A 26,321-nucleotide genomic window follows, 5' to 3' on the forward strand; every position below is an offset into this window, starting at 1 on the left:
CGTCCTCCGCATCACGAACCCGAGCCTCCTCCGGACACCGTCGGAGGACATCCGACGACGGGACCGATCGTCTGACTCCCCCGGGAGTACGACAGCCAGGCGTTCAGCTGCCCGGACTCACGAGCCCGCTCTCGTAGGCGATGACGACGAGCCGGACCCGGTCGCGCGCGGCGAGCTTCGACATGATGCGTGACACGTGGGTCTTCGCCGTGAGCGGGCTGAGGAACAGTGCCCCGCCGATCTCCTCGTTGGTGAGTCCGCGTCCGACGAGGCCCAGCACCTCGCGTTCGCGCTCCGTGAGGCCGGCGATCACGGTGTCGTCGAGCGGCGCGGCGATCGCTCCCGCGACCTGGGTGAGCAGCCGCCGCGTGACCCCGGGCGACAGCAGGGCGTCACCCGAGGCGACCACGCGGACGGCCCGGATCAGCTCGGCAGGTTCGGTGTCCTTGACGAGGAAGCCGCTCGCTCCGGCCCGGATCGCCTGCGCGACGTACTCGTCGAGTTCGAAGGTGGTGACGACGATGATGCGGGTGGCCTCGAGTGCCGGATCCGCGACGATGGCCTCGGTGGCGGCCAGGCCGTCCCCGCCGGGCATCCTGATGTCCATGAGGACCACGTCCGGCCGTTCCCGGCGGATGACGACGAGCGCCTCGTCCCCACCGGCCGCCTCGCCGACGACCTCGATGTCCGGCTCGCCGTCGAGCAGGGCGCGGAACCCGCCGCGGATGAGTGCCTGGTCGTCGGCGACCACCACGCGGATCATGCGACGCCTCGGACCGGCACCCGGGCCGTGACACGGAAGCCGCCGAGCGGACTCCGCCCGGACTCGAGGGTGCCGCCGAGGAGCTCGGCGCGCTCGGTCATGCCCAGGAGACCGTTCCCGTGCTCCGCGGGTCCGGGCGGGGCGCCGACTCCGTCGTCCTCCACGAGCAGGCGGTAGGTGCCGTCGACCTCGACGAGCTCGACGGAGACCCGTCCGGCCTGCGCGTGCCGGAGGACGTTCGTGACGCTCTCCTGCGCGATCCGGTACAGCGCCTGCTGCACGGCCGCGCCGGGCGTGGAGACGAGGCGCAGGTCGAGCACCGCGTCGACGCCCTGGTCCCGGAGGGACTGGACGAGGACTGGTAGCGCCTCGAGATCCGGCCCCGGTCGCCTCGGCGCACCGGTCGTGGGGTCCTGAGCATCATCGGCACCACGGAGGACGTCGAGGAGGCCACGGACCTCGTCGAGCGATGCCTTGCTCGACCCCTTGATGTTCGTCAGCGCCTCCCTGGCCCGTTCGGGCTGCGTGTCCATGAGGTGCAGTCCCATGCCCGCCTGGACGGTGATCTGCGCGAGCGAGTGGGCGACCACGTCGTGCAACTCACGGGCGATGCGCACGCGCTCCTCCTGGGCGGCGGACGCCCGACGTTCGCCCTGCCGCCGGCGGTCCGCGTCGAGCTGTTCGCGTCGAGCGCGGAGCCCCTCGGCGAGGAGGAGGGCGACGATGACGAGGACGGTCGTCGCTCCGACGCGGAAGCCCGACAGCTCCCAGCCGAGGGCGAGGGCGACGGTCAGGACCAGCGCCCAGCCGAGGCCCAGCGACGGATAGGTCCAGCCGCGCGCCCCGCGGACGATGCCGGAGGCGGCGGCGAAGGCCAAGGCCACGGCCGGCGGCCCCCAGGTGGGGCCCGCCAGCATCGAGGCGCTCGACAACACGGCGACGGCCGCGACCGTCGGCCCGGGCGAGCGCCTGGCCGCGAGCAGGCAGAGCGCGCCGGCGACGGCCAGCAGGACGGCTGAGGAACGGGACCACCCCGAACCGCCGGCAGCCGGGCCGACCGCCCCGTGGAGGGCGATCACCGCGGTCGCGGGCACTTGGACGAGGAGCGACACGAGCACCGGTGTCAACAGGCGCCAGACGGGGCGCCCGGGTCGGCGATCGCCCGGCGTGATCCAGGGCGCCGAACCCGTCTCGACCGATGCCATCCCTGCATGCTACTCGCGGGTGGAAGCCGTCGCGTCGGCCGCTCGGTGCCTCCGCCGTACTCCAAGGGGAGTACCCGTCGTCGGCGGACCGGCTTGCTGGTGTCGACCCCGCAGCCGTGACCCGTCTACCCGAAGAGGTTGACCGGCTTGACGATGTCGGCGTAGACGAGGAGCGCGCTCATGCCGCCGAGGACGATCACGACGCCGAAGGTGAGCGGGATGAGTCTCGCCGCGTCCACCGGCCCCGGATCACGACGTCGGAAGATCTTCGCGAAGCGGCGACGGATCGCCTCCCAGAGCGCGGCTGCGACGTGCCCGCCGTCGAGGGGCAGCAAGGGGATGAGGTTGAAGACGAAGAGCGCGACGTTCAGCGAGCCGAGGATGCCGAACACGGTCGCCGCCTTCGACGCGACCGGGATCTCGTCGAGGCTGACCACCTCGCCCACGACCCGTCCGACACCCACGACGCTCATCGGCCCGTTCGGGTCGCGCTCTCCGGATCCGAACGCGGCCTGCCCGACGTCGATGAGTCGCTGGGGCAGGTTCAGGATGATGTTGGCGGTCCGGGCGATCGTGTCGCCGACGGTCGGCAGGATCGTGGTGACGGGCTGCGCCACCATCTGCTGCTGCGGGGTGATCCCGACGAAGCCGACCTCATGGGTCTTCGCCGAGCCGTCGGCGTTCGTGACGATCTTGCCGGTCTCGGCGTCGACGACGTCCCGCTCGAGCAGCAACGGCGTCAGGGTGAGGTCGAGTCGCTGCTCACCGCGCGCGACCTCGAGGGCCAACGGCTTGCCCGGCGAATCCTGCACGGCCGCGGAGATCTCGGCGAAGGTGGAGATCGGGGTGCCGTCGATCGAGAGGATCGTGTCGCCCGGCTTCAAGCCCGCGGCAGCGGCCGGACCCTGCGGATCGCCCGCCTCACAGCTCTGGCGGTCGCTCGTCGACGGCAACACGCACTCGTACACCGACGTCAGCGTGCTGCTCTGCTGAGGGACGCCGAACCCCGACACGGCGATACCGATGAACAGGACGGCGAGGACGAGGTTCATGAACGGCCCGCCGAGCATGACGACGATCCGCTTCCAGACGGGCAATCGGTAGAAGGTGCGCTCCTCGTCGCCGGCGCCGATCGTGTCGGCACTCGCCTCCCGCGCGTCCTGGACCAACGTGTCGAAGAAGCCGGTGCTGGCGTTCCGGGCGGCACCGCCGGGCTGCTTTGGCGGGAACATGCCGATCATCGAGATGTAGCCGCCGAGCGGGATCATCTTGACCCCGTACTCGGTCTCGCCCTTGCGGCGCGACCAGATGGTGCGGCCGAAGCCGATCATGTACTGGGTGACCCGCACGCCGAACAGCTTCGCGGGCACGAGGTGACCGACCTCGTGCAGCCCGATGGACACGATGAGGCCCACGAGCACGATCACGATGCCGAGGAGGTAGAGGAGGACGGATTCCACGGCGCAACCCTACTCGCGCGGTCGGGTCACCGGCTGCACGCCGGCTGTACGGCCGCTCGGAAGCTTCCGACGATGATCGAGCAGGTCAGCCGATGCGCTGCTGCGCGCGGGCCCTCGCCCAGCGCTCCGCCTCGGCGAGCGCCTCGCGGGTGAGCTCGCCCTCGGGCGCCTCATGATCGTCCACGACCGCGCGGACGGTGTCGAGGATGCCGAGGTAGCCCAGTCGACCCGCGTGGAAGGCCGCGACGGCTTCCTCGTTCGCCGCGTTGAACACGGCCGGATAGGTGCGACCCTGCCCACCCACGAGCTTGGCCAGTCGCACCGCAGGGAAGGCCTCGTGGTCGAGGGGCTCGAACGTCCACTGCTGGGGCGACGTCCAGTCGAGCGGGACGCCCACGCCGCCGACCCGGTTGGGCCAGTCGAGTCCGAGGGAGATAGGGAGCCGCATGTCGGGCGGCGAGGCCTGGGCGATGGTGGAACCGTCGATGAACTCGACCATCGAGTGGACGATCGACTGTGGGTGGACCGTCACCTCGATGCGGTCGTACGGGACGTCGAACAGCAGGTGCGCCTCGATCACCTCGAGCCCCTTGTTGACGAGGGTCGCCGAGTTCGTCGTGACGACGAGACCCATGTCCCAGGTGGGGTGGGCGAGCGCCTCGGCCGGCGTGACACCGACGAGTGACGCGCGGTCCCGTCCACGGAACGGCCCTCCCGAGGCGGTCAGGACGAGCCGGCGCACCTCGGTGGCGGTGCCGGAACGGAGGGCCTGGGCGATCGCGGAATGCTCGGAGTCGACGGGCACGATCTGGCCGGGTGCCGCGATCCGCCGCACGAGGTCGCCACCGACGATGAGCGACTCCTTGTTCGCGAGCGCGAGCGTCCGGCCCGTCTCGAGGGCCGCAAGGGTCGGTCCCAGCCCGATGGAGCCCGTGATGCCGTTCAGCACCACGTCGGCGTCGACACTGCGGATGAGCCGCTCGGCGTCGGCCGCGCCCAGAGCCGTGTCGTCGACGTGGAAGGCGGCGGCCTGCTCGGCGAGGAGCTCGGCGTTCGAGCCGGCCGTCAGACCGACGATCTCGAAGCGGTCGCGGTCACCCCGGATGACGTCGAGTGCCTGCGTGCCGATCGAGCCGGTTGATCCGAGGATGATGACGCGTCTCACGGCGGTCAGTCTACGTCGGCGGCGGTGCGGGCCGCTCAGCCCGCGGCGGGAGCCGTGGTGCTGCTCGCGTCGAGGATGTCGATGACGAACACGATGGTGTCGTCGGCTTCGATGCCCGCCTGGCTGTTGCCGCCGCTCGGTCCGTATCCGAGGTCGGGTGGGATGACGGCGATGACCTGCGATCCGATGTGCTGGCCGGCGATGGCGCTCGAGAAGCCCTTCACCACGGCGGACAGTTGGAAGTTGGTCGGCCCGTTGCCCCAGCTCTCGTCGAAGACCTCGCCGGTCCGCCAGTTCACGCCCTGATAGTTGATGATCACTTCGGCGTCGGGCTGGACCACCGCGCCGTCGCCCTGCTTGAGGACCGCGACCTGGAGATCGGCCGGGGCTGGCTCCTCGGGGATGGTGACCGTCGGCCGTCCAGCGGTGTCGAGTTCGACCGCCGGCATCCCGGCGACGGGCTCCTGCGGGACGCCGTCGGCCTTGGCGTCGCTGTGCACGGTGCTGAGGACGTCGGCGACGACGACCAGCGGCTGGTCGGCCTGGACCGTGCCGTCGCTCGAGCCGGCGGAACCGAATCCGTCGCCCGCCGTGACGAACGCCGCGACGCGGGATCCGACCGTCGTGCACTCCACGGCCCGGACGAGCCCCTTCAGGTACTTCTGGTCGTTGACCACGATCGCGGTCGCGGGGCTCGCACCGTAGGCGGTCTGCGCGACGATGGACCCGGTCACGGCGTTGTAGATGGACATCTCGACGAAGGTCGTGTCGCCGGGGTCGACCTGTTCGCCGTCACCCTTCGACACGATCGTCCGTTCGGTCGCGTCGGCGGCGAGCTTCCCCTTCGCGAAGGTGACCTCGGGGATCGAGCCGAAGTCGCCGCTCACGCTGATCGCCTTGGACGCCTTGCCGGCACTCGTGTCGGCGCACTCCCCCGGGCTGGCCAGCGCCTGCGACTGCGACGTCGCCGAACTGCACGCGGTCAGCGACACGAGGGACGCGATGACGGCCAGAAGGCAGAGGCTCTTGCGCACAGGGGAACTTTCGGTCGTTGCTGAGGGGTCGGTCCAGTTTCACCCACCAGGCTCCATGCTGGCTGACAGCGCGCCGAACATCCGCGGTGCACGAGTACGCGTGAGTATGCCGGGTCGCGCATGCGACGGCGGGTACAGTCGTGCGCATGGCCGATGAGGAGCAGACGCAGCGCCGCGCCCAGGAACCCTCCGACCAGACCACGGTCGAGCCGTCGACGGACGACACGGCGGTCGCACCCTCGAAACCCGGTGTCGTCTACTACTTCGGTCGAGCCGTCTTGAACACGACGGCCAAGCTCCTCTACCGCCCCAAGATCATCGGCCGGAAGAACGTCCCGAAGCGTGGGCCGGTCATCCTGGCGAGCAACCACCTCTCCTTCATCGACAGCATCGCGATCCCCATCAGTGCCCCACGTCGGGTGCAGTTCCTGGCGAAGTCCGACTACTTCACCGGCCACGGCTTGAAGGGTTGGGTCTCGCGCACCTTCTTCACCTCGATCGGCGCGGTCGGGGTCGAACGGGGTGTCGGGCAGGCGGCGCAGGAGGCGCTCGACCAGGGACGCCGGATCCTCGAGAGCGGCGAGGCCTTCGCCATCTACCCCGAAGGCACCCGGTCGCTCGACGGACGGTTGTACCGCGGCCGGACCGGCGTCGCCTGGCTGGCGCTCACCACGGGCGCGACGGTCGTGCCGGTGGGCCTCATCGGCACCGACGACCTCATGCCCGTCGGCACGACGATCCCGAAGTTCAAACCCGTGACGGTGATCTTCGGCGAGCCCATCGACGTGAGCCACCACGGCCCGGCGACCTCAGGACGCGCCAGACGCAAGGCGACGGACGAGATCATGGCGGCGATCCACGCGCTCACCGGTCAGGAGCTCGCGAACGCCTACAACGAGTCGCCGCCCGCCGACGCCGTCGAGCGGATCAAGCGCGCCCTGCGCCCGGAACGGCTCTGAGGCACGGCATCTTCCTGATCCTCAGGCGGTCGTCGCGACCACGATCGTCGGCTCATGGCGGACCGGGAAGTTCACCGAGTTGGCGATGAAGCACAGCTCGTTGGCGCGGGCGTGTCCGGCTCGCGCCGCCTCGACCATCGACGCGTCGGCGACCGTGACCTGCGGGCGCAGGACCACCTCGGTGAACGCTCCGCTGCCCGCGCCGTCCTCGACCATGGTCCCGACGGCATCGTCCGTGTAGGCCGTCACCACGACACCGAGGGTCACGGCGACGTGGAGGTAGGACAGGAGATGACACTGCGCCAGGGCCGCCAGGAGCAGCTCCTCGGGGTTCCATCGACCCGGGTCGCCGCGGAACGGTTTGTCGGCCGACCCCTCGAGGTCGTGCTTCCCGGCGGCCGTCACCGTGAGCTCCCGGGAGTAGTCCCGGTACCCGCTCGTGCCCGTCCCGAGGTCTCCGTCCCAGCGGACGCCGATGGTGTAGTCGTGGTGGCCCGTGATCATGCCACCAGTATCCCACTGGCCTCCCCGCCGCAGCCCGCGTTCGCGGCCCCGCTGTCGGGAGGTCGCGCTACGCTGGAGGACTATGACTGACACGCTCGACACCACGGACCAGACGACCGCCTCCGCCCCCAGCGTGACGCAGGAGCGTCGCATCGTGACGGCCGTTCCGGGCCCACGCTCGCAGGCGCTGCACGCCCGCCGGACCGCCGTCGTGTCCGATGGCGTGTCGAGCGTCCTCCCGGTGTACATCGAGCGCGCGCACGGCGCGATCGTCGTCGACGTCGACGGCAACCAGTTCATCGACCTCGGTGCCGGCATCGGCGTCACCACCATCGGTCACACCGAGTCCTCCGTGGTCGGCGCCGTCCAGGACCAGGCGGCCGACGTCCTGCACACCCTGTTCACCATCACCCCCTACGAGGAGTACGTGCGCGTCGCGGAACTGCTCGCCGAGCACACCCCGGGCGACTTCGCGAAGAAGTCGGTCCTGGTGAACTCGGGCGCCGAGGCGGTCGAGAACGGCGTGAAGATCGCCCGCAAATACACCGGTCGACGGGCGGTCGCCGTGCTCGACCACGGCTACCACGGTCGCACCAACCTGACCATGGCGATGAACTACAAGGCCGCCCCGTACGCGACCGGCTACGGTCCGTTCGCCGGCGACGTCTACCACGCCCCCAACTCCTACCCCTACCACGACGGCCTGTCGGGAACTGCGGCCGCAGCCCGCACCATCGCGTACCTCGAGAAGCGCATCGGCGCCACCGACCTCGCGTGCCTGGTGGTCGAGCCGATCCAGGGCGAGGGCGGCTTCGTCGTCCCCGCCGAGGGCTACCTCCCCGCGCTCCAGGAGTGGTGCACGGCCAACGGCGTCGTGTTCATCGCAGACGAGATCCAGAGCGGCATGGCGCGCACCGGCGAGTACTTTGCGAGCTCGCACTTCGGCCTCGTCCCCGACCTCGTGCTGAGCGCGAAGGGCATCGCCGGCGGCCTGCCGCTCGCTGCGGTCACGGGGCGCGCCGAGATCATGGACGCGAGCCAGCCCGGCGGCCTCGGCGGTACCTTCGGTGGCAACCCCGTCGCGTGTGCCGCGTCGGTCGCGGTCTTCGAGTCGATCGAGTCCCGTGGTCTGCTGGCCGAAGCGGATCGCATCGGTGCCACCCTGACGTCGGCGCTGCTCGAGCTGCAGGGCAAGTACGACATCATCGGCGACGTCCGCGGCATCGGTGCGATGATCGCGATGGAGCTCGTCCAGCCGGGTACCGCCTCGACGACGAAGGAGCCCAACCCGGCCGCCGTCAGCGCCATCGCCGCAGCCGCCGCGCAGCAGGGCGTGCTCGTCCTCACCGCCGGCACGTACGGCAACGTCCTCCGCTTCCTCCCGAGCCTCGCCGTCTCCGACGAGCTCATCGCGGACGCGATGACGGTCATCGATCAGGCGCTCGCAGCGCTGTGAGCACGGCGGTCCCCCAGACCTTCGGCGTCGCGGACGCGGTGGAATTGGCCGTGGTCGAGCGCAGCGGCTTCGTCGAGTCACGACACGCCGGATCGGCGATCGTCCTCGGGCCGGAGGGCGAGGTCCTCGCGAGCCTCGGAGCACCGGACGCACCGGTCTTCCCCCGCTCGTGCCTCAAGCCCTTCCAAGCGATCACGATCATGAACGCCGGCGTCTCCCTCGAGGGCGCTCAGGCCGTGCTCGCGACCGCGAGCCATGCGGGGACCCGGAAGCACGTCCAGGTCGTGCGCAGCATGCTCGGCCGGGCGCGGATCGAGGACTCAGCGTTGCAGTGCCCGGCCGATTGGCCCGGTGATCGCGCGTCCCGCGACGAGCTGGTCCGGGACGGGCTCGGCACGAGCCCCCTGTACATGAACTGCTCCGGCAAGCACGCAGCCATGCTGCTCGCCTGCGCGCAGAACGGGTGGGACCAGGCGACGTATCTCGAGCCGGACCACCCGTTGCAGCTCGCCATCCGCGACACCGTCGAGCGTTTCACCGGCGAGAAGCCCGCCGCCAGCGGGGTCGACGGCTGCGGGGCGCCGGTGTACGCGATCTCGCTGACCGGACTCGCTCGTGGCATCGGACGCGTCGTCAACTCCTCGCCCACCTCGCCGTTCGCCCTGTACCGGAACGCCGGGCTGCTCACGGCGGCGGTGCTCGCCAACGGCTGGGCGCTCGACGGGCCCGGCCGGGCGAACACGCTCGTCATCGAACGCCTCGGCCTGTTCGCGAAGCTCGGTGCGGAAGGTGTGATGGTCATGTCGGCACCCGGCGGCGCGACCGTCGCCCTCAAGGTCCTCGACGGCTCGCTCCGGGCCTCGACGATCGTCGCCCTCCGGCTGCTCGTCTCGGTCGGAGCGCTCGATGCGGCCGCCGTCGACGCCCTCGAACCGGAACTCGACCTGGCCATCCACGGCGGAGCCGCCGTCGTCGGGCGGATCGCCGTCACCGCGGTCTGACCGCCGTCCGACAGCCTCGGCGGTGTCGGGTCAGGAGCCGAGCAGGTCCACACGCGTCGTCTCCTGCCCGGCCCGCCACCACCAGGCACGTCCGCTCGCATAGCCGAGGAGCGGCGGGAGTTCGCGACTCCTGGTCACCTGCCGGAAGTCGGCGGCGGAGCAGGCGTGGACCACCAGGTCGGCACCCGCGGTGCTCGGCGGAAGGTCTCGGCCGACGACCAACCGGCCAGACAACCACGTCTCGGGGTCGACGAGGACGACGACCGCGGCATCGTCCTCCGGGACGTCCTTCTCGATGCCGGCGACGCCCGCGAGCGGTGCGGACGGGAACGGGTGCGCCGCCGGTTCGATGAGCCGCAGACGTTGCTGCGTCCCGTTCGGGCGCTGCAGCATCGCCCGGACTGCTCCGGTCGCACGCGTGACGATGACGGTCGCGCGTTCCGGGCTCGGCCGCCAGCGGTGGACCCCGGGCGCAGAGGACGGCGACGCAGGCGACGGCGGAGCGAGCGCGATCTGCACCTCCGCGTCCTGCCAGTGCGCGCGGCCGGCAGGGCGGCGTGGATCGAAGCAGGAGGCGGGTGCGCCGGCGACGAGATGATCCTGCCGATCGGCGAGGCGGAGGACCAGGGTGCTGCCCAGCTGAGCCGAGAACCGGTGGACCACCCCGCCGAGCCGGGAGGCGACGAGGACGACGCTGATGCCGCGGCGTCCGCCGTCTCGAAGCAGGCCGAGCAGTGCGTCGCGGAGGGCGGCGCCGTGCTCGTCCCCGGCGGTGGCGAGGAGTGACTCCACGTCGTCGACGAGGAGGAGGAGGTTGTGCTCGGTCGGACGGAGCGGATCCGACAGTGCCATGACGGTGTCCCAGGCCTGCTCGGCATCGTGACCGACGCGCTCCACCTGGAAGCGATCGCGCGCGCCGACCTCGAGCGTGTCCAGCAGGGTCGTCCGACCGGAACGCCCGGTGCCGAGCACCAGCAGTGAGCCGTCGTGCTCCGGACACCACACCGCGGGACGTTGCGCCTGCTCCTCGGGGAGGTCCGCGAGGCCGAACACGATGCCCTCCCCGGGAGGACAGCCGCCACCGGCGCTCTCCGATCCTCCGGAACGTCCCGCCTCGATCGCCGAGACGGCGCTCAGCGCCAGCCGGGGCGGCAGGGGGTCGAGCCAAGGCCGCCGAGGGACTGGCGCGTCGCGCCAGCGCTCGCGCACCGCAAGGATGTCGTCCGAGGTGGTGACCGCGGACTGGAACACGAGTCGTCGGTCACCGTTCCAGACGATGCAGCGGCCCGGTGTCCCGGCCGGGATCGACGCTGCATCGGGCACGCCGAGGATCGCGGCGCTGTCGGGGCGCGAGGTGACCCGGAGCGAGAGACGGAGCGTGCAGTTCGCGAGGATGGCATCGGCGGCGACCGCCGCAGGACGCTGACTGCAGAGGATCAAGTGCAGGCCGAGTGATCGTCCACGGGCCGCGAGGTCGGCGAACACCTGATGGAGGTGCGGGCTCGCGTCGAGCAGTGCCTGGAACTCGTCGACGACGACGACGAGCCGAGCCGGGCGGTGTTCCGGCAGCAGCACGGGGTCGAGCAGGTGCCGCGCCCCGTGTTCGGCGAGCACGCGCTCGCGGTGGCGGAGCTCGGCTCGCAGACTCGACACGACGCGCTCCGCCGCTCCCGGTTCGAGGTCGGTCACCATCCCGACCACGTGCGGCAGGGTCTCCACCGCTTGGAATGAAGCACCACCCTTGCAGTCGACGAGGAGCAGGGAGAGCTCCTGCGGCGAGCACTGCGCGGCGAGAGCCGTGATCCAGGTGATGAGCAGTTCGCTCTTGCCGCTCCCGGTCGTGCCACCGACCAGAGCATGGGGGCCGTCCGCCCCGAGGTCCAGCAGCTGCACGCCCTCGACGCCGGCGCCGACGGCGACCCGGAGTGCATCGGGCCGCCAGTCGGATCCCGTCGGCGGGCGTCGGCCTCGCACCGGATGCACCTGTGCGAAAGCGACGTCGGTCGGCAGACTCGAGAGGGTCGGGGACTCCCCCGTCGTGAGTGCGGCGGCGGTGAGCGCCGCGACGACATGCTCCGCCTCGGCTTCCGCGAGCAGGGTGGGCGACACCGACACGGACGAGGAACCACCGGTACCGTCGGCGAGGACGGTCTGCCCATCAGCACCGAGGACGAGCAGGTGTCTGCAGCGGGTGGGGATGAGCTCGACGGTGTCGGACAGTGCGATGAGCACACCGCCGGTCGGTGGGCGTCCTCCTGAACGCCCCGCGGCGGACCCGACCGCTTCCCAGCGTTCGACGACCGCGACGGAGGTCGGCTCCGCCGTTCGCCCGCCGTGCGCAGGCTCGACCGGGTCCGAGACCGCACGGTGCGGGAGGTCTCCGAGGAACGCCCAGGTGCGATCGTCGGGAGCCACGGGCTCGCCGGAGAACTGCGCTGCCTGCGGCGGGAGCTGTCGGGCGAGCTGGACGAGGATGCTGCGGGCCACCGCGCGCGCGATCACCTTCCCGCCGACGATGCCGATCCCCTCGACCGCGTCGACCACCACGGGCGCCTCGGACAGCCGTGCCGCCCACTCCCACCGTTCGTCGTCGGCGCCCGCGTCCACCCGGACGGCACTCCTCGTCTCCCCTCGCCCGACGCAGACGAGCGTACGTCGGGCCTCCGGTACCCGCCATCTGGCACGATCGGGTCCGTCGAGGGTATCGAGCTGCCGACCGGCAGGATGGAGCGCGCCCAGTTCCTCGCGTTCCTCGGCGTGTGCGCGCGCGATGTCCTGTTCCAGCTCCTGCGCCGCAGCGTCGTACGCCACGCGTGCCCGCCGTCCGCGCCGCCGTCGGGTCCAGCGTGCGTCGATGAACCCGGCGACGGCGATGAGGGGCCCGAGCGCGGCGAAGACGAGGGTCACGGGTGAGCCGGTGATGGCGAACAGGGCGACCGACCCGACGACCGGAGCGAGGCTCGCGAGGATCGGGAGCGACCCGGCGGGCGGCTGCGCCGGTGGGCTGGGGGCACGGAGGCGGGTCGGAGTCGTCACGGGCCGGTGCGAGGTCGTCGCGGATGGCGACACGTCCGAAGGGCTCATGGCTCCAGTGGAGCACCGTGCGGGCCTGACGGCTCCCCCGGACGACCCGACGTGGCGCGGAGGCCTCGCGAGCAGCGGCTGTGGAGCGGACTCAGGAGGCGGGCTGCTCGACGCCCTCGTCCGCGGACTCGTCGACCGCCGCGATGTCGAGCACGATGACCGAGACGTTGTCGCGTCCGCCGTTGTCGAGGGCGGCACGCAGCAGGAGCTCGGCCGCGTCGACCGGTGTGGCCCCCTCCGTCAGGAAGTACCAGATGCCGTGGTCGGTGAGTTCCTTCGTGAGCCCGTCCGAGCAGACGAGCCATCGGGCACCGGTCTCGATCGGGAAGAGTTCGACGTCCGGCACGGGGTCGTCCGACGGTCCGACGGCCCGGGTGATCATGTTGCTGTTCGGGTGGAACTCCGCCTCCTCCGGGCTGATCGCTCCGGCGCGGATCAGTTCTTGGACGATCGAGTGGTCTTCGGTGACCTGGACCAGCTCGCCCTCCTGCAGCCGGTACACCCGGGAGTCGCCGATGTTGAAGACCGCGACGCGCCCCTCGCCCTCGTCGGCTGTGAGGACGACACCGGTGACGGTGGTGCCCATGCCGAGTTCGCCCTCCTCCGCGGTGTCGATCATGTCCGCGACGGCCATGCGCAGCGCGTCGACGAGACCGTCGACGGTGAGGATCTCGGCCCCCTCGGTGGCCTTGGTGAGGCGGTGCGCGACAGCGGCGCTCGCGACCTCGCCGGCGGAGTGACCGCCCATGCCGTCGGCCACGGCGAACACGGGAGGGAGCGCCACGAAGGCGTCCTCGTTCAACTCGCGCCGCTTGCCGACATCGGTCATGCCGGCCCACGCGAGTGAGACTCGACGCCCGCCGGGCAGCGTGACGATCCGTTGCCCGTGCTCGGTCACGTCTGCTCCTCTAATACGGCTGGCGGTGGCTGATGCACCCTCGACGATAGTACGGTACCGGCCGACCGCAGGACCGCCCTACCCGGCTCGGCGGATTCCGCCGGGGGATCGGCGACGACGGATCCGCACGCCGGGGTCCGCCGGTCCTGCGGATCCGCTTGCCGCGACCCGTCGGCACTGTCATGATCGACGCATGACACGAGCGAGCTCCGATCCACCGGCGAAGGCGGCGCCGCCCGACGACACCTCGAAGGCGATCATCGAGCAGCTCCAGACCGACGGCCGCCGCTCCTACGCCGAGATCGGGAAGGCCGTCGGCCTCAGCGAGGCCGCCGTGCGGCAGCGGGTGCAGAAGCTCACCGAGTCCGGCGTCATCCAGATCGTCGCGGTGACCGACCCGATGCAGCTCGGTTTCACCCGACAGGCGATGATCGGCGTCCGGGTGACCGGTGACACCCGCGTGGTCGCGGACCGTCTGTCCGCGTTGTCGGCCGTCGACTACGTCGTCCTGACCGCCGGCTCCTTCGACCTGCTGGTCGAAGTGGTCTGCGAGGACGACGAGGAACTGATCGCGCTGCTGAACGACGAGATCCGTACCGTCGACGGCGTCTCCGGAACGGAGACCTTCGTCTACCTGCGCCTGCACAAGCAGCTCTACGACTGGGGCACCCGCTAAGGGGGTTCCCCGCATCGGCGCAAGCCGCCCCTCGTAACACGCTCCGCCACCCCCGACCGAGGTACGCTCAACCCATGCCCGCGAAGCCGAACGGAGAACGGACTCCCCCGTCCGCTCCGTCGACGTCGGATGACACCGCTTCCACGCCCGGTCTCGCGGACACCGGCCCCACGAGAACGGGGCCCCACGCGGTCGAGGTCCCGCGACGCGTCGGCAGGATGACCGGCTACAGCGCCTTCCCACAGCTGCTCTTCGGCCTGGCTGTCGTCGCGATCCTCTTCGCCACGCTCCTGTTCCAGGGCGTCGACGACAACTCCGTCCTGTTCTACATCGGGGTGATCCTGGCGTTCATCGCCACGGCACTCGCACCGATCGTGCCCTGGCACCAGGTGCCACGCCTGCTCATCGTGCTCCCCATCCTCGACATCCTCGCCATCGCGCTCATCCGGCAGGGCGAGCCGCTGATCGGCGCGGGACTCCTCTGGGTCTTCCCGACCATCTGGATGGCGACGGCCTTCGGGCTCGCCGGAGCCGTCACCGCCATCGTGCTCGTGTGTGCGTCGAGCTGGTCCACCCTGGCGATGACGCCGGGCCAGATCACCATCGCCAACCTGCCGGCGCTCGTCATCCTGCCGACGGTCCTCGCCTTCGTCGCCGTCTCCACCGCGATGACGGCGAAGCGCACGGAGGCGCAGCGCGTCCTACTGAACAAGCAGGCCGGCCAGCTCGAGACCGCCCTGTGGCGCGCACAGGACCAGGAGAGCCGCCTCGCGGAGATCCTCAACGCCGTGAACTTCGGCGTCGTCCGCTTCGACCGCATCGGTGCCCGGGCGATGGTCAACCGGTTTCAGACACGGCTGCAGGACGAGGTCGGCGAGCTGTCCGACGTCAATCCCGCACTCCCGGTGTGGGCCGAGGACGGACTGACCCTCCTCGAGCCGCAGGACAAGCCCTACATCCGCGCACGCCGTGGCGAGGAGTTCGAGAACCTCACCGTGTGGCTCGGCGCCCCCGGCACAGAACGGATCGCCCTCGCCCTGACCTCGCGCCGCCTCTACGATCACGAAGGCGGATACGACGGCACGGTCCTCGTCTCGCGCAACGTCACGAGCGAGATCAACGCGATCCGCGCCAGGGACGACCTCGTCGCCTCCGTCTCGCACGAGCTCCGGACGCCGCTGACGTCGATCCTCGGGTACCTCGACCTCGCCCTCGACGACCCAGGGCTCCCGCCGCGGGTCGCGAAGCAGCTCACGATCGCCCAGACGAACGGTGATCGCCTCCTCGAACTCATCGCGGACATCCTCGCCGCCTCCCGCGACGTGAATCGGACCATGGCGCTCGAACGCACCGAGTGCGAGCTCCGTGAGATCGTCGACCGCTCGGTCGAATCGTTGGCGCACGTGGCCGCCGAACGGAGCATCACGATCGTGCGACACGACGAGGAGGCCGTGCCACTCTTCGCCGACCCGTTCCGCCTCCGGCAGGTGGTCGACAACCTGCTCTCGAACGGCATCAAGTACAACCGGGACGGCGGCGAACTGAGCGTCGGTGTCACCGCTGAAGGCGACACCGCCTGGGTCATCGTGCGCGACACCGGCATCGGGATCTCCGAGGAGGATCAGCCGAAGCTCTTCGAGCGGTTCTTCCGCTCCGACCTCGTCCGCAACTCCACGGTGCACGGCAGCGGCCTGGGCCTCGCGATCAGTCGGGACATCGTCCGCTTGCACGGCGGCGACCTCACCCTCCACAGTGTCCTCGGTGAGGGCACGACAGCGGTCGTCCGGATTCCGAGAGGCGGGACCGAATGACCTTCGACAGCCAGACCGTCGCGGTGATCAACGCGCTCGTGATCTTCGTCTGCGGCGCCACGTTCATCGTGAACACCTTCATGCGGAAGGACGACGCGAGCGGGCGGGTGTGGTCCGTGTCCTACATGGCCGGGATGTTCACCAGCTTCTCCTACGTCGTCAGCGCGCTCAGCCACGAAGCCTGGTGGGCGATCGCCGCCGGGAACGGCGGCTACGTGCTGAGCATCGCCGCCCTGTGGTCCGGCGCGCGGCTCTTCAACGGCAAGTCGAGTCTGCTCTGGGTCTCGCTCGTCGGGACGGGGGTCACGATCGTCGCCGCGCTCGCCGCAGGGCCCTCGGGTGGCCCCTGGGCGGGCGCGCCCGCGACGTTCCTCTGCATCGCCCTCTTCGCCGGCCTCGGCACCGCCGAGACGCTCCTCGGTGCGATGCGGGACAACCCGACCACCCGCGGCTTCACGATCGTGCTCGGCATCGCGTCCGCGTTCTTCACGGCTCGGCTGATCGCGCTCCTCGTGGAGGGGCCGGACGGCACGCTCTTCACGACACTCTTCGGGACCGTGGCCGCCTCGTTACTGCTCATCGCGCTCCTCATCGTCGCGACCGTGGTGCTCTCGGTCCTGCGCGCAGAGCGGGCCGCACCGGCGAGCCGCCGGCACGGCAGCATCGTCGCGTACACGGGTGACGACGTCCTCCTCCACGAGTCCTTCGTCCGCATCGTCGAGGACTGGCTGGAACGGGCCAACTTCCACGACGAGCAGCTCGCGATCCTCCACATCCGTCTCGACGACCTCGACGAGATGAAGACGGCGTTCGGAGCGGCGTTCAGTAGCGAGGTCGCCGAGGGGTTCATCTCCTCGGTCCGTCGATACGGTCCGACGCTCTCCGACATCGGCGAGGACGGCGCCGGGTGTCTCCTGATCGCGACGCCCGCGGTGGACGCCGACGTCGCGCTCCAGGCGGCCAAGGGCATCCAGGACGGCCTGCTCGACCACCCCGTCGAGACCACGCCGCGCCTCCGCCCGACGGCGAGCATCGGGATCGCTCTGACCGACTACCTCGGGTACGACGTCGCCGTCCTCACGCGTGCCGCCAGCGACGCCAGCCTGCGTGCCGCAGCGGCCGGCGGGAACCGCACGGTCCTCGCCTCGTCGTCGCCGACGGGCCGCTGACGGATCGGACCGAGCTCGGTCAGGCCTGCGGGGCGATCGCGATGGTGAGCGTGTCCACCGCAGTCTGTTTCGCGTACTCGGCGGACGTCGGCGTCGCCTGCACCAGCAACTCGTAGGTGATCGTCAAGGTGACGCCGGTCGCCGCGCTGTCCACCTCGGGCAGGACGAACGTCTGGCTGTAGCTGTACGGCGCCTTGATGAGGTACCCCGGAACCACCGTCGACTGGTCGGTGAACGGCGCTGGCGACTCCAGCTGACCCTTCGGCCCGTGGACCGTCGTGGTGAGCGTCACCCGCGACAGGTAGAGCGCCTGGAGATCGTCGGGGTTGAGCACACCGCTGAGGGAGAAGCTCACCGGCTTGTTGACGTCGGCGGTCCACGCATCCATCGACAGCGTGGACCAGTAATCGACGGTGAGGGTCGCCGCACCGGCCGTCAGCGTGTGCTTGGCACTCCCGCTCGCGAGTTCGTTGGTGATCGCACTCACCGTCGGCCTTGGCGTCTTCGACACGCGCGGCGAGCTGGTCGGCTGCGCGCCCGGTTCCTCCCACGGAGGCGTGCCGCAGGCGCTCAGCCCGAGGACGAGCGCGGCGGCGGTCGCGGCTTGGAGAGCGTGCCGGACGTGCCCGTTCCGGACCTGGCTGGGGTGGTTCGACATGAGGCTCCTGGCGGGTGTCGGAGGGATGATCGCGTGACCCTCGAGGGTCCGCATGACCCACGAACTGGGGCCAGCGCGAATCTTGAGGAAATCCTGAGCCGACGCTATCGCATTCGCGCGCGAAAGCCGCGCCTGACGCGGCAGAGTTGCAACTACAGCGCGACCCGCTGCACCTCACCCACTCGGAACAGGACCCCTGATGTCAGAACTCGAAGCGCGACCGGACAGCTCTCGGCCCAACGCCCAGCAGCCTGACCCTCGGTACATTCAGACGCAGCCGCTTCTCGCGCCCGAACTTGAAGCGTACGCCAACGAATTCATCGACTCGGTCAACTCGCTCCCCGAGTACCGCGCGACCATCGGGTGCATCATCCCCGCCTACAACGAGGAGGAGTCGCTGCCGGCAGTGCTCGCGTCCCTCCTCGAGCAGACGCGGATGCCCGACGTGATCCACGTGGTCATCAACAACACCACGGACCGGTCGGTCGACGTCGCCGCGCCGTACGCCGGCCCGCACTCCCGGGTCGACGAGGACGGCTACGAGCAGTTCACCGAGGTGTTCATCCACGACATCGGGAAGAACCCCGACAAGAAGGTGGGCGCGCTCAACTACGGCTTCACGCTCGTCGAAGGCTACGACTACCTGCTCGGTGTCGACGGTGACACGGTCGCCGATCCGACCGCGATCGAGTCGCTCGAAGCCGAGATCGTCTCGGACAGTCGCATCGGCGGCATCTCCGCGATCTTCTCGATCGACGACGAGCCGTTCAAGAGGCAGCTCGTACCGGCGTTCCTCATCGCCGGCCAGCGCACGCAGTTCGCCGCGTTCAACATGCAGAACATGCTCCGCGGCCGCAACATGGCCGTGCTCGGCGGTCAATACTCGATCTTCTCCGTCCAGGCCCTGCGCGACGCCATGGAGCAGAACCACCAGTCCACCCCGTGGGTGAAGGACTCCGAGGTGGAGGACTCGCTCCTGTCGCTGCAGATCAAGAGCGCCGGCTACCTCACGAAGATCAGCGCCCGCGCCCGCGCCGACGTCGGCGGGATGACCACCGTCCGGTCGCTCGACGCCCAGCAGGTCAAGTGGAACTACGGTGCGATCGAGCTCATGTGGCCCGGCCAGCGCGGAGACACCAAGGGGCAGCCGCTCCACCCGAACCTCCGACTGCGGTGGCTCGAGAACGCGGAGATGCTCCTCAACATGGTCACGCGCATCCTCTTCGTCGTGCTGCTCGCCGGTTCGCTGTCGATCCACGCGTTCGTGTTCAGCCCGGTGTGGCTCATCCCACCGCTGATCGCGATCCTCCTCAACCTGCGTATCGCGCTGTCGATGAAGAAGCGGAACGTGCGCGACATCCTCTTCGCGGTCCTCATCTTCCCGGCCGAGTTCTACATGTGGATCCGTATGGGGCACTTCATCCGCGCTTGGTCGAAGTTCGCCTCGAACAAGAAGGTCGACAACTGGGCCGAGCAGGCGAAGGCCGAACGAGGCTCGGGCAACGCGCACCTCGCGCCACTCCTGTTCGTCCTCGCCGCCATCATCGCGATCGTCGCCGCCTGGACCCAGCTCTCCCCCGTCGTCCAGTCCACGATCCTCTGGGCGGGCTGGCCGGTCCTCGGCGTCATCACCGTGCTGCAGACACTCAGCATGTTCGGCAAGCTCATCCGTCGTCAGCGCGGCTACCGGGTGTGACCTCCCCCGACCAGGGCACGGTCGACGCCGAGGAACTGCGCAGGTTGCTCCGAGAACTCTCGGGCGACCTGCGCAGTCGTCGTCGGTTCGTCCAGACGTACGTCGAGATGTGGCCCACCCGTCTGGCGCGTCTGGGAGCGGCGCTCGACGCCCACGACACCGACGAGTCCAAGGTCGTCCTCCTGAGCATGCGCTCCTCCAGCGTCATGCTCGGCGTGATCGGGGTGGCCGGGCTCGCGAGTGCCGGGCTCCGGGCGATCGAGCTGGGGCGACTCGATCGCGCACGCGAGATCCACGCCGCCCTCCATGAGGTCGGCCGTCGCAGCTGCGAACGGCTCCTCGAACTCGACGCGGCGGACGCGGCGGAATCCTGAGCCCGGGCACCTGGCGTCGTCCGTCGTCGGTGAGGCTCCGTCGCGGTGAGGATCGCGGCGGTCTCAGTCGTCGGAGGTCATGCGGTAGCCGACACCGCGCACCGTCTCGATGAACCGCGGCGCCACCGTGCTGTCCGCGAGCTTCCGTCGCAGGTTTGCGAGATGCACCTCGATCGCACGCTTGTCGGCTTCACTGACGTAGTAGGCCGTGATGTAACTCTCGCCGCGGAGCATGAGCGCGAGGTCCGCCTTGCTGCGCACTCGCCGGCGGGACTCCATCAGTGCCTGCAACAGGTCGAATTCGCTCCGCGTGAGGTCCACCTCGGTGCCGTCGACCTCGACGATGCGGGTCGCCGAGCTGAGCTTCAGACCGCGGTGGACGAGCCACCCCTCGCCGTCGTCGGGCGCTGCGGCGGCAGGCTGCATGATGATCGGGACGACCGACTGACCGACGGGTGCGACATGACGGGCGACGGTCTCGTGGACGATCGTGGGTTCGGGCGAGGACACCTGCTGCTGCAGCGGCGGCGCGGCGACCTGGGCCTGCGTGACCTGAGCGCCCTGGGCCGGCGCGACCTGGGCGACGGGAGCCGGCGCGGCCGCGGTCGGAGCCGGTTGTGCCGGTGCCGCCGCCGCGACGGCGGGAGCATCACCGTTCGCGCGAGGCCGACGGAGCATCGCCTCGATGCGGGCACGGAGTTCGCGCGGGCGGAAGGGCTTGGTCATGTAGTCGTCGGCGCCGGAGTCGAGCCCCTGCAGGGTGTCGATCTCGTCGCCCCGGGCGGTGAGCATGACGATGTAGGTGGAGCTGATGGCGCGGATGCGCTTGGCCGCTTCGAAGCCGTCGATACCCGGCATGCTGACGTCGAGTGTCGTGACGAGGGGGTTGTGCGTCCGGACGGCCTCGACGCCGTCGAGACCGTTCGCCGCGGACACCGTCTCGAAGCCGGCCTGCTCGAGGACGGTCTCGAGCAGTTGGCGGATGTCCGCGTCGTCTTCGATGACGACCGCGGTCCGACGTTCGCTCAGCTCTTCGGTCACGATGCCCCTACCCGTTCCACCCGTCAGCGACGTGCCGGATGTGGCCGTTCCCGACTCACCACGCGCTGAATCCCTTGGCCAGTTGCACGGCCTGCTCCGGCCACCATACCCCAGCAAGGGGGCCACCGTTGCACGCTCCGTCGCTCTCGCCGGGGGCTTTCACCCAGAGGTTCGCGTCGAGGTGTTCGGCCTGCGCGGTGAGGGGCTGCTGCCCCACCGTCCGGCCGGACGGGTTGCACCACTCGCCGTTCGAGCCACTACCGTTCCGAGAGGTGTCGATCACGTAATGGGCGCCGTCGAGGAGGCCGCTCAGTTCCTCCGCATAGGCGATCTCGTCCTCGGTCGTGTTGTAGTTGGAGACGTTGGTGGCGAAGCCCGTGGCGTCGGCCACACCGGCCTCCCGGAGCAGTTCGGCCATCTCGGCGGGCGGTCGCCAATCGGAATGCCCGCCGTCGAGGTACACGGGGACTGATGCGTCCGCGAACTGCTCGGTCGCGGCTGCCAGTTGCCGCATCCGCGCGGTGCGGTCACCGCAGTCCGGCGCGAGCGCGACGGCGTCCGGTTCGAGGACGACGGCGACGCGGTGATCCGCGACGGCGGCGACGATCTCGGCGACCCAGTCCTGGTACTCGTCACTCGACAACCCACCCGCCGACTGGTTGCCGCAATCCCGCTCCGGGATGCCGTAGACCGTGAAGACCGGCATGGAGCCAGCGCGTTCGGCTGACCGGACGATCTCGGAGACGGTGTCCTGCACCGTGTTCATGGGATACCGCTCCGGGACGAGCCAGATCGCCGTCGGCTCCGCTGCGAGCCGTGACGCTGCCGCGAGTTGGTCGGCGACGTCCGTCGGGTCACCGTCGGACCCACCGCTCGTCCCGGTCGTGGCGGAGCTCGACGGTTCCTCGGTCGTGGCGACCTGATCGGCCGCGGCGGCGCGAGCGGCCAGCGAGGACGGATCGACGTACAACTGCGCCCCGTCGAACGGGCCTGCGGCGGCGTTCGGGACGCGGCTCACGAGGGACACCGCGAGCGCACCGCCGGCGAGGAGGACGGCGACGACGCCGAGGGCGACGGCCGTCCGGGTACGTCGTCGGTCGCGGGGCGTTCTCGGCACGGATCCTCCTGCATGGTCATCCGCAATTGTGCCCGACAATGTCCCACCACGGTGCCGATTCCCGTGAATCCGTGCCCCGAGTGGGGGACGTGTTCGCTCAGTGGCCGCCCTGACGGCCCGGGGACGCGCCGAGCTCCGCCAGCGACACGCCACTGGGACTGCACACCACGGCCCGCTCCGCAACGTTGTCCGGATCGCCGCGGCTCCCTACCCTTGATGATCGGAGCGACGCAGGGTCGCTCCAGGGCCCGAGGAGCGCACACGTGAGCACGAAGACCATCCCCACCTCCGACGCGGCCGCCGGCGGTGCGCCAGCGAAGGTCATCCCGTGGGTGCTCGGGCCATCCCTCGTCGTCATCCTCGGCGTGGCGCTGTTCTCGATCCTGCTCCCGAAGCAGGCCGAGTCCGTCTTCGGCTCGATCCAATCCGGCATCATCGGGAGCCTCGGGTGGTACTACGTCCTCCTCGTCGCGGCCTTCGTCATCGTGGCGATCGTCTTCGCCGTGTCGAAGTTCGGCGACATCAAGCTCGGCAAGGACGACGACGAACCGGAGTTCTCGCTCCTGTCCTGGTTCTCCATGCTCTTCGCGGCCGGCATGGGCATCGGGCTCGTCTTCTACGGCGTCGGTGAACCGCTGACGCACTTCCTCGAGCCGCGTCCCGGCGTGACGGGGTCCCAGCAGTCCCTCGCTCAACAGGCGATGAGTCAGACGTACCTGCACTGGGGCCTCCACGCCTGGTCGATCTATGCGGTCGTCGGCGTCGCGTTGGCCTACGCCGTGCACCGGAAGGGACGGCCGATGTCGATCCGCTGGGCGATCGAACCACTCCTCGGCAAGCGCGTGCAGGGCGGCTGGGGCAACGCGATCGACACCATCGCCGTCATCGGCACCGTCTTCGGCGTCGCGACCTCACTCGGGCTCGGCGTGCTGCAGATCTCCGCAGGACTCGGCTACACGGGCATCGCCGAGCCGAACATCCTCACCCAGGTCGTCCTCATCCTCGTGATCACCGGCGTCACGATCTTCTCCCTCGTCTCCGGCGTGCACAAGGGCATGAAGTGGCTCTCGAACACCAACCTCATCCTCGCCGGGCTCCTCCTGTTCTTCGTCCTGTTCGCCGGCCCGACGCTGTTCCTCCTGCGTGAGTGGGTGCAGTCGATGGGCGCGTACCTCCAGAACGTGGTCGGACTCACCTTCAACGTCTCCGCGTACCAGGGTGCTGCCGGCGAGGCCTGGCAGTCCTCGTGGACGACCTTCTACTGGGGCTGGTGGATGTCGTGGGCACCCTTCGTCGGCGTCTTCATCGCCCGCATCTCGAAGGGGCGCACCGTGCGGCAGTTCGTGCTCGGCGTCCTCCTCGTCCCGACCCTCGTGACCTTCCTCTGGTTCGCCGTGCTCGGCGGCACCGCCATCATGCAGTCGTTGGAGGGCCGTGACTTCAGCGGGGCGGACGGTCCCGTCGACCTCAACACCGCCCTGTTCAACATGCTCGCCGGCCTCCCCGGTGGATCGATCGCGACCGTCGGCGCCCTGCTGCTCATCCTCCTGTTCTTCGTGACCTCGGCCGACTCGGGATCGCTCGTGATGGGCATGCTCACGACCGGTGGGACGGAGCCACGGAACCGGGTCCGGATCGCCTGGGCACTCGTGACGAGCCTCCTGGCCATCTCGCTGCTCATCGCGGGCGGTCTCGCTTCGATGCAGACGGCGGCCATCATCACCGCGCTGCCCTTCAGCGTCGTGATCATCCTCATGTGCGTCTCCTCGTTCAAGGCCTTCGGCATCGAGGTGCGACGGGAGCAGCGAGCGAAGCGCCGTCTGTTCGCCGCCGAGCTCACCGAGAGCGTCTCAGCCGACGTGAGCGAACAGCTGTCCGATCAGGTCTCGGAGCAGGTCACGGAGCACTTCGGTACGATGACCGCCCAGCTCGACCTCCGGCAGCTCGCGTCCCCGGACACCCCCGGATCATCGGCCGTGTCCGCTGACCCGCAGCAGCAGGACCCGAAGCAGCCCCGCTCGAAGGACTGACCGGGCGGCTCAACCGACGGGGAAGCGGTCCGAGATCCAGGCCGCTTCCTCGGCGGTCGGCGACCATGCCGAACCGGCCGCGGCGTTCGCGCGGATCTGTTCCGGAGTGGTCGCGCCCGCGATGACACTCGTGAGCCCGTCCTGGGCGAGCAACCAACCGAAGGTCGCCTCGAGCATGGTGATCCCACGCTCGTCGCAGAAGGCCTGGTAGGCCTCGATCGCGTCCCAGGGCGCCGTGTCGAGCAGGTGCTTGCGCTGGCGCATGATGCGGCTGTCCGCCGGCCCGCCGTCGCGGGAGAACTTCCCCGTGAACAGGCCGTTGTAGAGCGGGAAGTACGGGAGGAAGCCGACGCCGGCGGCGCGCATGGCCGGGAACAGCTCGCGCTCCGCGCCGCGGACGAGCAGGCTGTACTCGTTCTGGGCCGAGATGAAGGCGGGGTGGCCTGCCGTGCGAGCCGCCCAGTCCGCCTCGGTCAGCTGCCAGCCGGCGAAGTTCGAGTGGCCGGCGTAGCGGATCTTCCCCTCGTGGACGAGCTCGTCCAGGGCCGCGATCGTCTCCTCGATGGGCGTGAACGGGTCGGGGGTGTGCAATTGGTACAGGTCGATCCAATCCGTGCCCAGGCGGCGGAGCGAACCCTCGACGGCGAGCCGTACATAGCGACGGGAGCCTTTGGCACCCCAGTTCGGGATCGGGCTCTCGTAGTCCACGTGGCCGAACTTGGTCGCGAGCACGATCTCATCCCGTCGTCCGGCGATCGCCTGACCGAGGAGCCGTTCGCTCAGCCCGTACTCCCGGCCGTAGATGTCGGCGGTGTCGAAGAGGGTGACGCCGGCGTCGATGGCCGCGTCGACGACGGCTCGCGTGCCGTCCAGGGTCTCGGTGACCGTGCCCTCGCGGCCGAAGTTGTTGCAGCCGATGCCGACCGCTGAAACGAGGAGGCCGCTGCGACCAAGTGGGCGATAGCTGAGATCAGACATGCATCCAGGCTAGTCCGACCGTCCTCCACAGGCACCCGTCAGGCCCCGACGTCGCAGCCACGCCCGCGTGACGCATCGCGCCGATCACGGGCTTCCTACGCTCGGTGGATGACCACACACCTCACCGCTACCGATCCCTCGCTCCCCTCCTCCTCCGCCGCCGATCCGGCCGCCGAGCGTTTCCTCCGGATGCCGACGCCGGTGGGGCGGATCGAACTCCGCTCCATCGACGATGCGGTCTCAGCGGTGCGTTTCGAGCGCCACGGGCGACTCCCGCTCGACGGGGCGGACGAACGACCCACCACGGTGCTCCTCGACGCTGCCGAGCAGATCGACGAGTACTTCCGCGGACGACGCACCGTGTTCGACCTCCCGATCGTCACGACCGGCACACCGTTCCAACAGGCGGTCTGGTCGGCGCTCGCCGAGGTGCCGTTCGGCGACTCCACCGGGTACGGCGCCCTTGCGGCCGCGGCCGGAGCCCCACAGGGCGGTCGGGCAGCCGGTCAGGCGGTCAGGGCCAACGCCATCGCGCTCCTCATCCCCTGCCATCGCGTCCTCGGAACCGGACGGATCGTGACGGGCTATTCTGTCGGGGACGGACCGGCCACCAAACGCTGGCTCCTCGACCACGAAGGGATCCCGTACCGCCGATGAGCCCAGCCTCGCCCACCATCGTCGGCGCCGACGGCCTGACCCGCTGCTCCTGGGCTGGGACGGACGCGGAGTACCAGCGCTACCACGACGAGGAGTGGGGCGTGCCGCTCCACGGACAGCGTCAGGTCTTCGAGAAGATCAGTCTTGAAGGGTTCCAGGCCGGGCTCTCCTGGATCACGATCCTCCGAAAGCGGCCGGCCTTCCGCGAACGGTTCCACGGCTTCGACCTCGACGCCGTCGCAGCCATGACGGAGGCGGATGTCGAGAGTCTCCTCGAGGACGCCCGGATCATCCGGCACCGCGGGAAGATCAACGCGGTCATCGGCAACGCCCGCACCGCCCTCGATCTGGGCGACGACCTGGATGAGCTCCTCTGGAGCTTCGCTCCCCCGCCACGGCCCGCACGGTTCGCCGAGTGGACCGAGGTCCCTGCGGTGACCCCGGAATCCACCGCCCTCAGCGCCCACCTGCGGAAGCGCGGCTACCGGTTCGTCGGCCCGACGACGATGTACGCCCTCATGCAGTCCGGAGGCCTCGTCGACGACCACCTCGTCGGCTGCTGGCGTTCCGAGAGCGCTCCCTGAT

Annotated in this window: 23 protein-coding genes; 11 read left to right on the forward strand and 12 right to left on the reverse strand. The window is 70.0% G+C overall.

Annotated features, from left to right (window positions below; translation table 11 throughout):
* Nucleotides 1-103 precede the first annotated feature (103 nt).
* From QRN19_RS05505 to QRN19_RS05525, 5 genes are all read right to left on the reverse strand, one after another.
* A complete protein-coding gene (locus QRN19_RS05505) occupies nucleotides 104-763 on the reverse strand; it encodes a response regulator transcription factor (protein WP_285025760.1) in 660 nt (219 codons plus the stop codon).
* A complete protein-coding gene (locus QRN19_RS05510; RefSeq protein WP_285025761.1) occupies nucleotides 760-1,968 on the reverse strand; it encodes a sensor histidine kinase in 1,209 nt (402 codons plus the stop codon). The genes QRN19_RS05505 and QRN19_RS05510 overlap by 4 nt, the downstream gene beginning before the upstream one ends.
* Before the next feature lie 125 nt (nucleotides 1,969-2,093).
* Nucleotides 2,094-3,428 (reverse strand): M50 family metallopeptidase, encoded by a 1,335-nt coding sequence (locus QRN19_RS05515; protein ID WP_285025762.1) that lies wholly within the window; start codon nucleotides 3,426-3,428, stop codon nucleotides 2,094-2,096.
* Between the two features lie 85 nt (nucleotides 3,429-3,513).
* Entirely contained in the window at nucleotides 3,514-4,593 is a 1,080-nt protein-coding gene (locus QRN19_RS05520; RefSeq protein ID WP_121291795.1) for a 1-deoxy-D-xylulose-5-phosphate reductoisomerase, read from the reverse strand.
* A 35-nt stretch (nucleotides 4,594-4,628) separates the two neighbouring features.
* The gene (locus QRN19_RS05525; protein ID WP_285025763.1) at nucleotides 4,629-5,627 is read right to left on the reverse strand and encodes an FKBP-type peptidyl-prolyl cis-trans isomerase; all 999 of its coding nucleotides are present in this window, start codon (nucleotides 5,625-5,627) and stop codon (nucleotides 4,629-4,631) included.
* A 146-nt stretch (nucleotides 5,628-5,773) separates the two neighbouring features.
* Here QRN19_RS05525 and QRN19_RS05530 point away from each other — a divergent pair, with 146 nt between their 5' ends.
* A complete protein-coding gene (locus QRN19_RS05530; RefSeq protein WP_285025764.1) occupies nucleotides 5,774-6,586 on the forward strand; it encodes a lysophospholipid acyltransferase family protein in 813 nt (270 codons plus the stop codon).
* A 21-nt stretch (nucleotides 6,587-6,607) separates the two neighbouring features.
* Here the strand turns inward: QRN19_RS05530 and QRN19_RS05535 are convergent, their stop codons facing one another.
* Complete coding sequence (locus QRN19_RS05535) at nucleotides 6,608-7,090, reverse strand: OsmC family protein (RefSeq protein ID WP_192006645.1); 483 nt, start codon at nucleotides 7,088-7,090, stop codon at nucleotides 6,608-6,610.
* Nucleotides 7,091-7,172: 82 nt separating this feature from the next.
* Here QRN19_RS05535 and gabT point away from each other — a divergent pair, with 82 nt between their 5' ends.
* A complete protein-coding gene (gene gabT, locus QRN19_RS05540) occupies nucleotides 7,173-8,546 on the forward strand; it encodes a 4-aminobutyrate--2-oxoglutarate transaminase (RefSeq protein ID WP_285025765.1) in 1,374 nt (457 codons plus the stop codon).
* Nucleotides 8,543-9,547, forward strand: a complete 1,005-nt coding sequence (locus tag QRN19_RS05545; protein WP_285025766.1) for an asparaginase — start codon at nucleotides 8,543-8,545, stop codon at nucleotides 9,545-9,547. Before gabT ends, QRN19_RS05545 begins: the two co-directional genes overlap by 4 nt.
* Nucleotides 9,548-9,577: 30 nt before the next feature.
* On the opposite strand, the gene QRN19_RS05550 is transcribed toward QRN19_RS05545, so the two are convergent.
* Both QRN19_RS05550 and QRN19_RS05555 read right to left on the reverse strand, forming a co-directional pair.
* On the reverse strand, nucleotides 9,578-12,631 hold the full coding sequence (locus QRN19_RS05550; RefSeq protein WP_285025767.1) for an FtsK/SpoIIIE domain-containing protein: 3,054 nt from the start codon (nucleotides 12,629-12,631) through the stop codon (nucleotides 9,578-9,580).
* 91 nt (nucleotides 12,632-12,722) lie between these two features.
* Nucleotides 12,723-13,529 (reverse strand): PP2C family protein-serine/threonine phosphatase, encoded by an 807-nt coding sequence (locus QRN19_RS05555; protein ID WP_285025768.1) that lies wholly within the window; start codon nucleotides 13,527-13,529, stop codon nucleotides 12,723-12,725.
* A gap of 193 nt (nucleotides 13,530-13,722) precedes the next feature.
* Between QRN19_RS05555 and QRN19_RS05560 the strand changes: the two genes are divergently transcribed.
* The 3 genes from QRN19_RS05560 to QRN19_RS05570 all read left to right on the forward strand — a co-directional run bounded on the left by QRN19_RS05560 (nucleotide 13,723) and on the right by QRN19_RS05570 (nucleotide 17,185).
* The gene (locus tag QRN19_RS05560; RefSeq protein ID WP_085513208.1) at nucleotides 13,723-14,205 is read left to right on the forward strand and encodes an Lrp/AsnC family transcriptional regulator; all 483 of its coding nucleotides are present in this window, start codon (nucleotides 13,723-13,725) and stop codon (nucleotides 14,203-14,205) included.
* Nucleotides 14,206-14,423: 218 nt separating this feature from the next.
* Nucleotides 14,424-16,016, forward strand: coding sequence for an ATP-binding protein (locus tag QRN19_RS05565; protein ID WP_285025769.1), 1,593 nt, complete (start codon nucleotides 14,424-14,426; stop codon nucleotides 16,014-16,016).
* Complete coding sequence (locus QRN19_RS05570) at nucleotides 16,013-17,185, forward strand: diguanylate cyclase domain-containing protein (RefSeq protein WP_285025770.1); 1,173 nt, start codon at nucleotides 16,013-16,015, stop codon at nucleotides 17,183-17,185. Before QRN19_RS05565 ends, QRN19_RS05570 begins: the two co-directional genes overlap by 4 nt.
* 19 nt (nucleotides 17,186-17,204) lie before the next feature.
* Here the strand turns inward: QRN19_RS05570 and QRN19_RS05575 are convergent, their stop codons facing one another.
* Nucleotides 17,205-17,843: a hypothetical protein gene (locus tag QRN19_RS05575; RefSeq protein WP_285025771.1), complete on the reverse strand. Its 639-nt coding sequence runs from the start codon at nucleotides 17,841-17,843 to the stop codon at nucleotides 17,205-17,207.
* Between the two features lie 199 nt (nucleotides 17,844-18,042).
* On the opposite strand from QRN19_RS05575, the gene QRN19_RS05580 reads away from it, so the two are divergent.
* Complete coding sequence (locus QRN19_RS05580; RefSeq protein WP_285025772.1) at nucleotides 18,043-19,539, forward strand: glycosyltransferase family 2 protein; 1,497 nt, start codon at nucleotides 18,043-18,045, stop codon at nucleotides 19,537-19,539.
* Nucleotides 19,536-19,913 (forward strand): hypothetical protein, encoded by a 378-nt coding sequence (locus QRN19_RS05585; RefSeq protein ID WP_285025773.1) that lies wholly within the window; start codon nucleotides 19,536-19,538, stop codon nucleotides 19,911-19,913. The genes QRN19_RS05580 and QRN19_RS05585 overlap by 4 nt, the downstream gene beginning before the upstream one ends.
* A gap of 63 nt (nucleotides 19,914-19,976) precedes the next feature.
* Here the strand turns inward: QRN19_RS05585 and QRN19_RS05590 are convergent, their stop codons facing one another.
* Nucleotides 19,977-20,954: a response regulator transcription factor gene (locus QRN19_RS05590; RefSeq protein WP_350224026.1), complete on the reverse strand. Its 978-nt coding sequence runs from the start codon at nucleotides 20,952-20,954 to the stop codon at nucleotides 19,977-19,979.
* A gap of 55 nt (nucleotides 20,955-21,009) precedes the next feature.
* Nucleotides 21,010-22,071 carry a glycoside hydrolase family 6 protein gene (locus tag QRN19_RS05595; protein ID WP_285025774.1) on the reverse strand — a complete coding sequence of 354 codons (1,062 nt, stop codon included), beginning with the start codon at nucleotides 22,069-22,071 and terminating at the stop codon, nucleotides 21,010-21,012.
* Between the two features lie 263 nt (nucleotides 22,072-22,334).
* Between QRN19_RS05595 and QRN19_RS05600 the strand changes: the two genes are divergently transcribed.
* On the forward strand, nucleotides 22,335-24,101 hold the full coding sequence (locus tag QRN19_RS05600; protein ID WP_502928031.1) for a BCCT family transporter: 1,767 nt from the start codon (nucleotides 22,335-22,337) through the stop codon (nucleotides 24,099-24,101).
* A 9-nt stretch (nucleotides 24,102-24,110) separates the two neighbouring features.
* Here the strand turns inward: QRN19_RS05600 and QRN19_RS05605 are convergent, their stop codons facing one another.
* A complete protein-coding gene (locus QRN19_RS05605; RefSeq protein ID WP_285025775.1) occupies nucleotides 24,111-25,079 on the reverse strand; it encodes an aldo/keto reductase in 969 nt (322 codons plus the stop codon).
* A gap of 108 nt (nucleotides 25,080-25,187) precedes the next feature.
* Here QRN19_RS05605 and QRN19_RS05610 point away from each other — a divergent pair, with 108 nt between their 5' ends.
* Nucleotides 25,188-25,736: a methylated-DNA--[protein]-cysteine S-methyltransferase gene (locus QRN19_RS05610; protein ID WP_285025776.1), complete on the forward strand. Its 549-nt coding sequence runs from the start codon at nucleotides 25,188-25,190 to the stop codon at nucleotides 25,734-25,736.
* The gene (locus QRN19_RS05615) at nucleotides 25,733-26,320 is read left to right on the forward strand and encodes a DNA-3-methyladenine glycosylase I (RefSeq protein WP_285025777.1); all 588 of its coding nucleotides are present in this window, start codon (nucleotides 25,733-25,735) and stop codon (nucleotides 26,318-26,320) included. The genes QRN19_RS05610 and QRN19_RS05615 overlap by 4 nt, the downstream gene beginning before the upstream one ends.
* Nucleotide 26,321 lies beyond the last annotated feature (1 nt).

Origin of the sequence: Plantibacter sp. ME-Dv--P-122b (assembly GCF_030209375.1) — a bacterium.
In the GTDB taxonomy this organism is placed as follows: Bacteria; Actinomycetota; Actinomycetes; order Actinomycetales; family Microbacteriaceae; genus Plantibacter.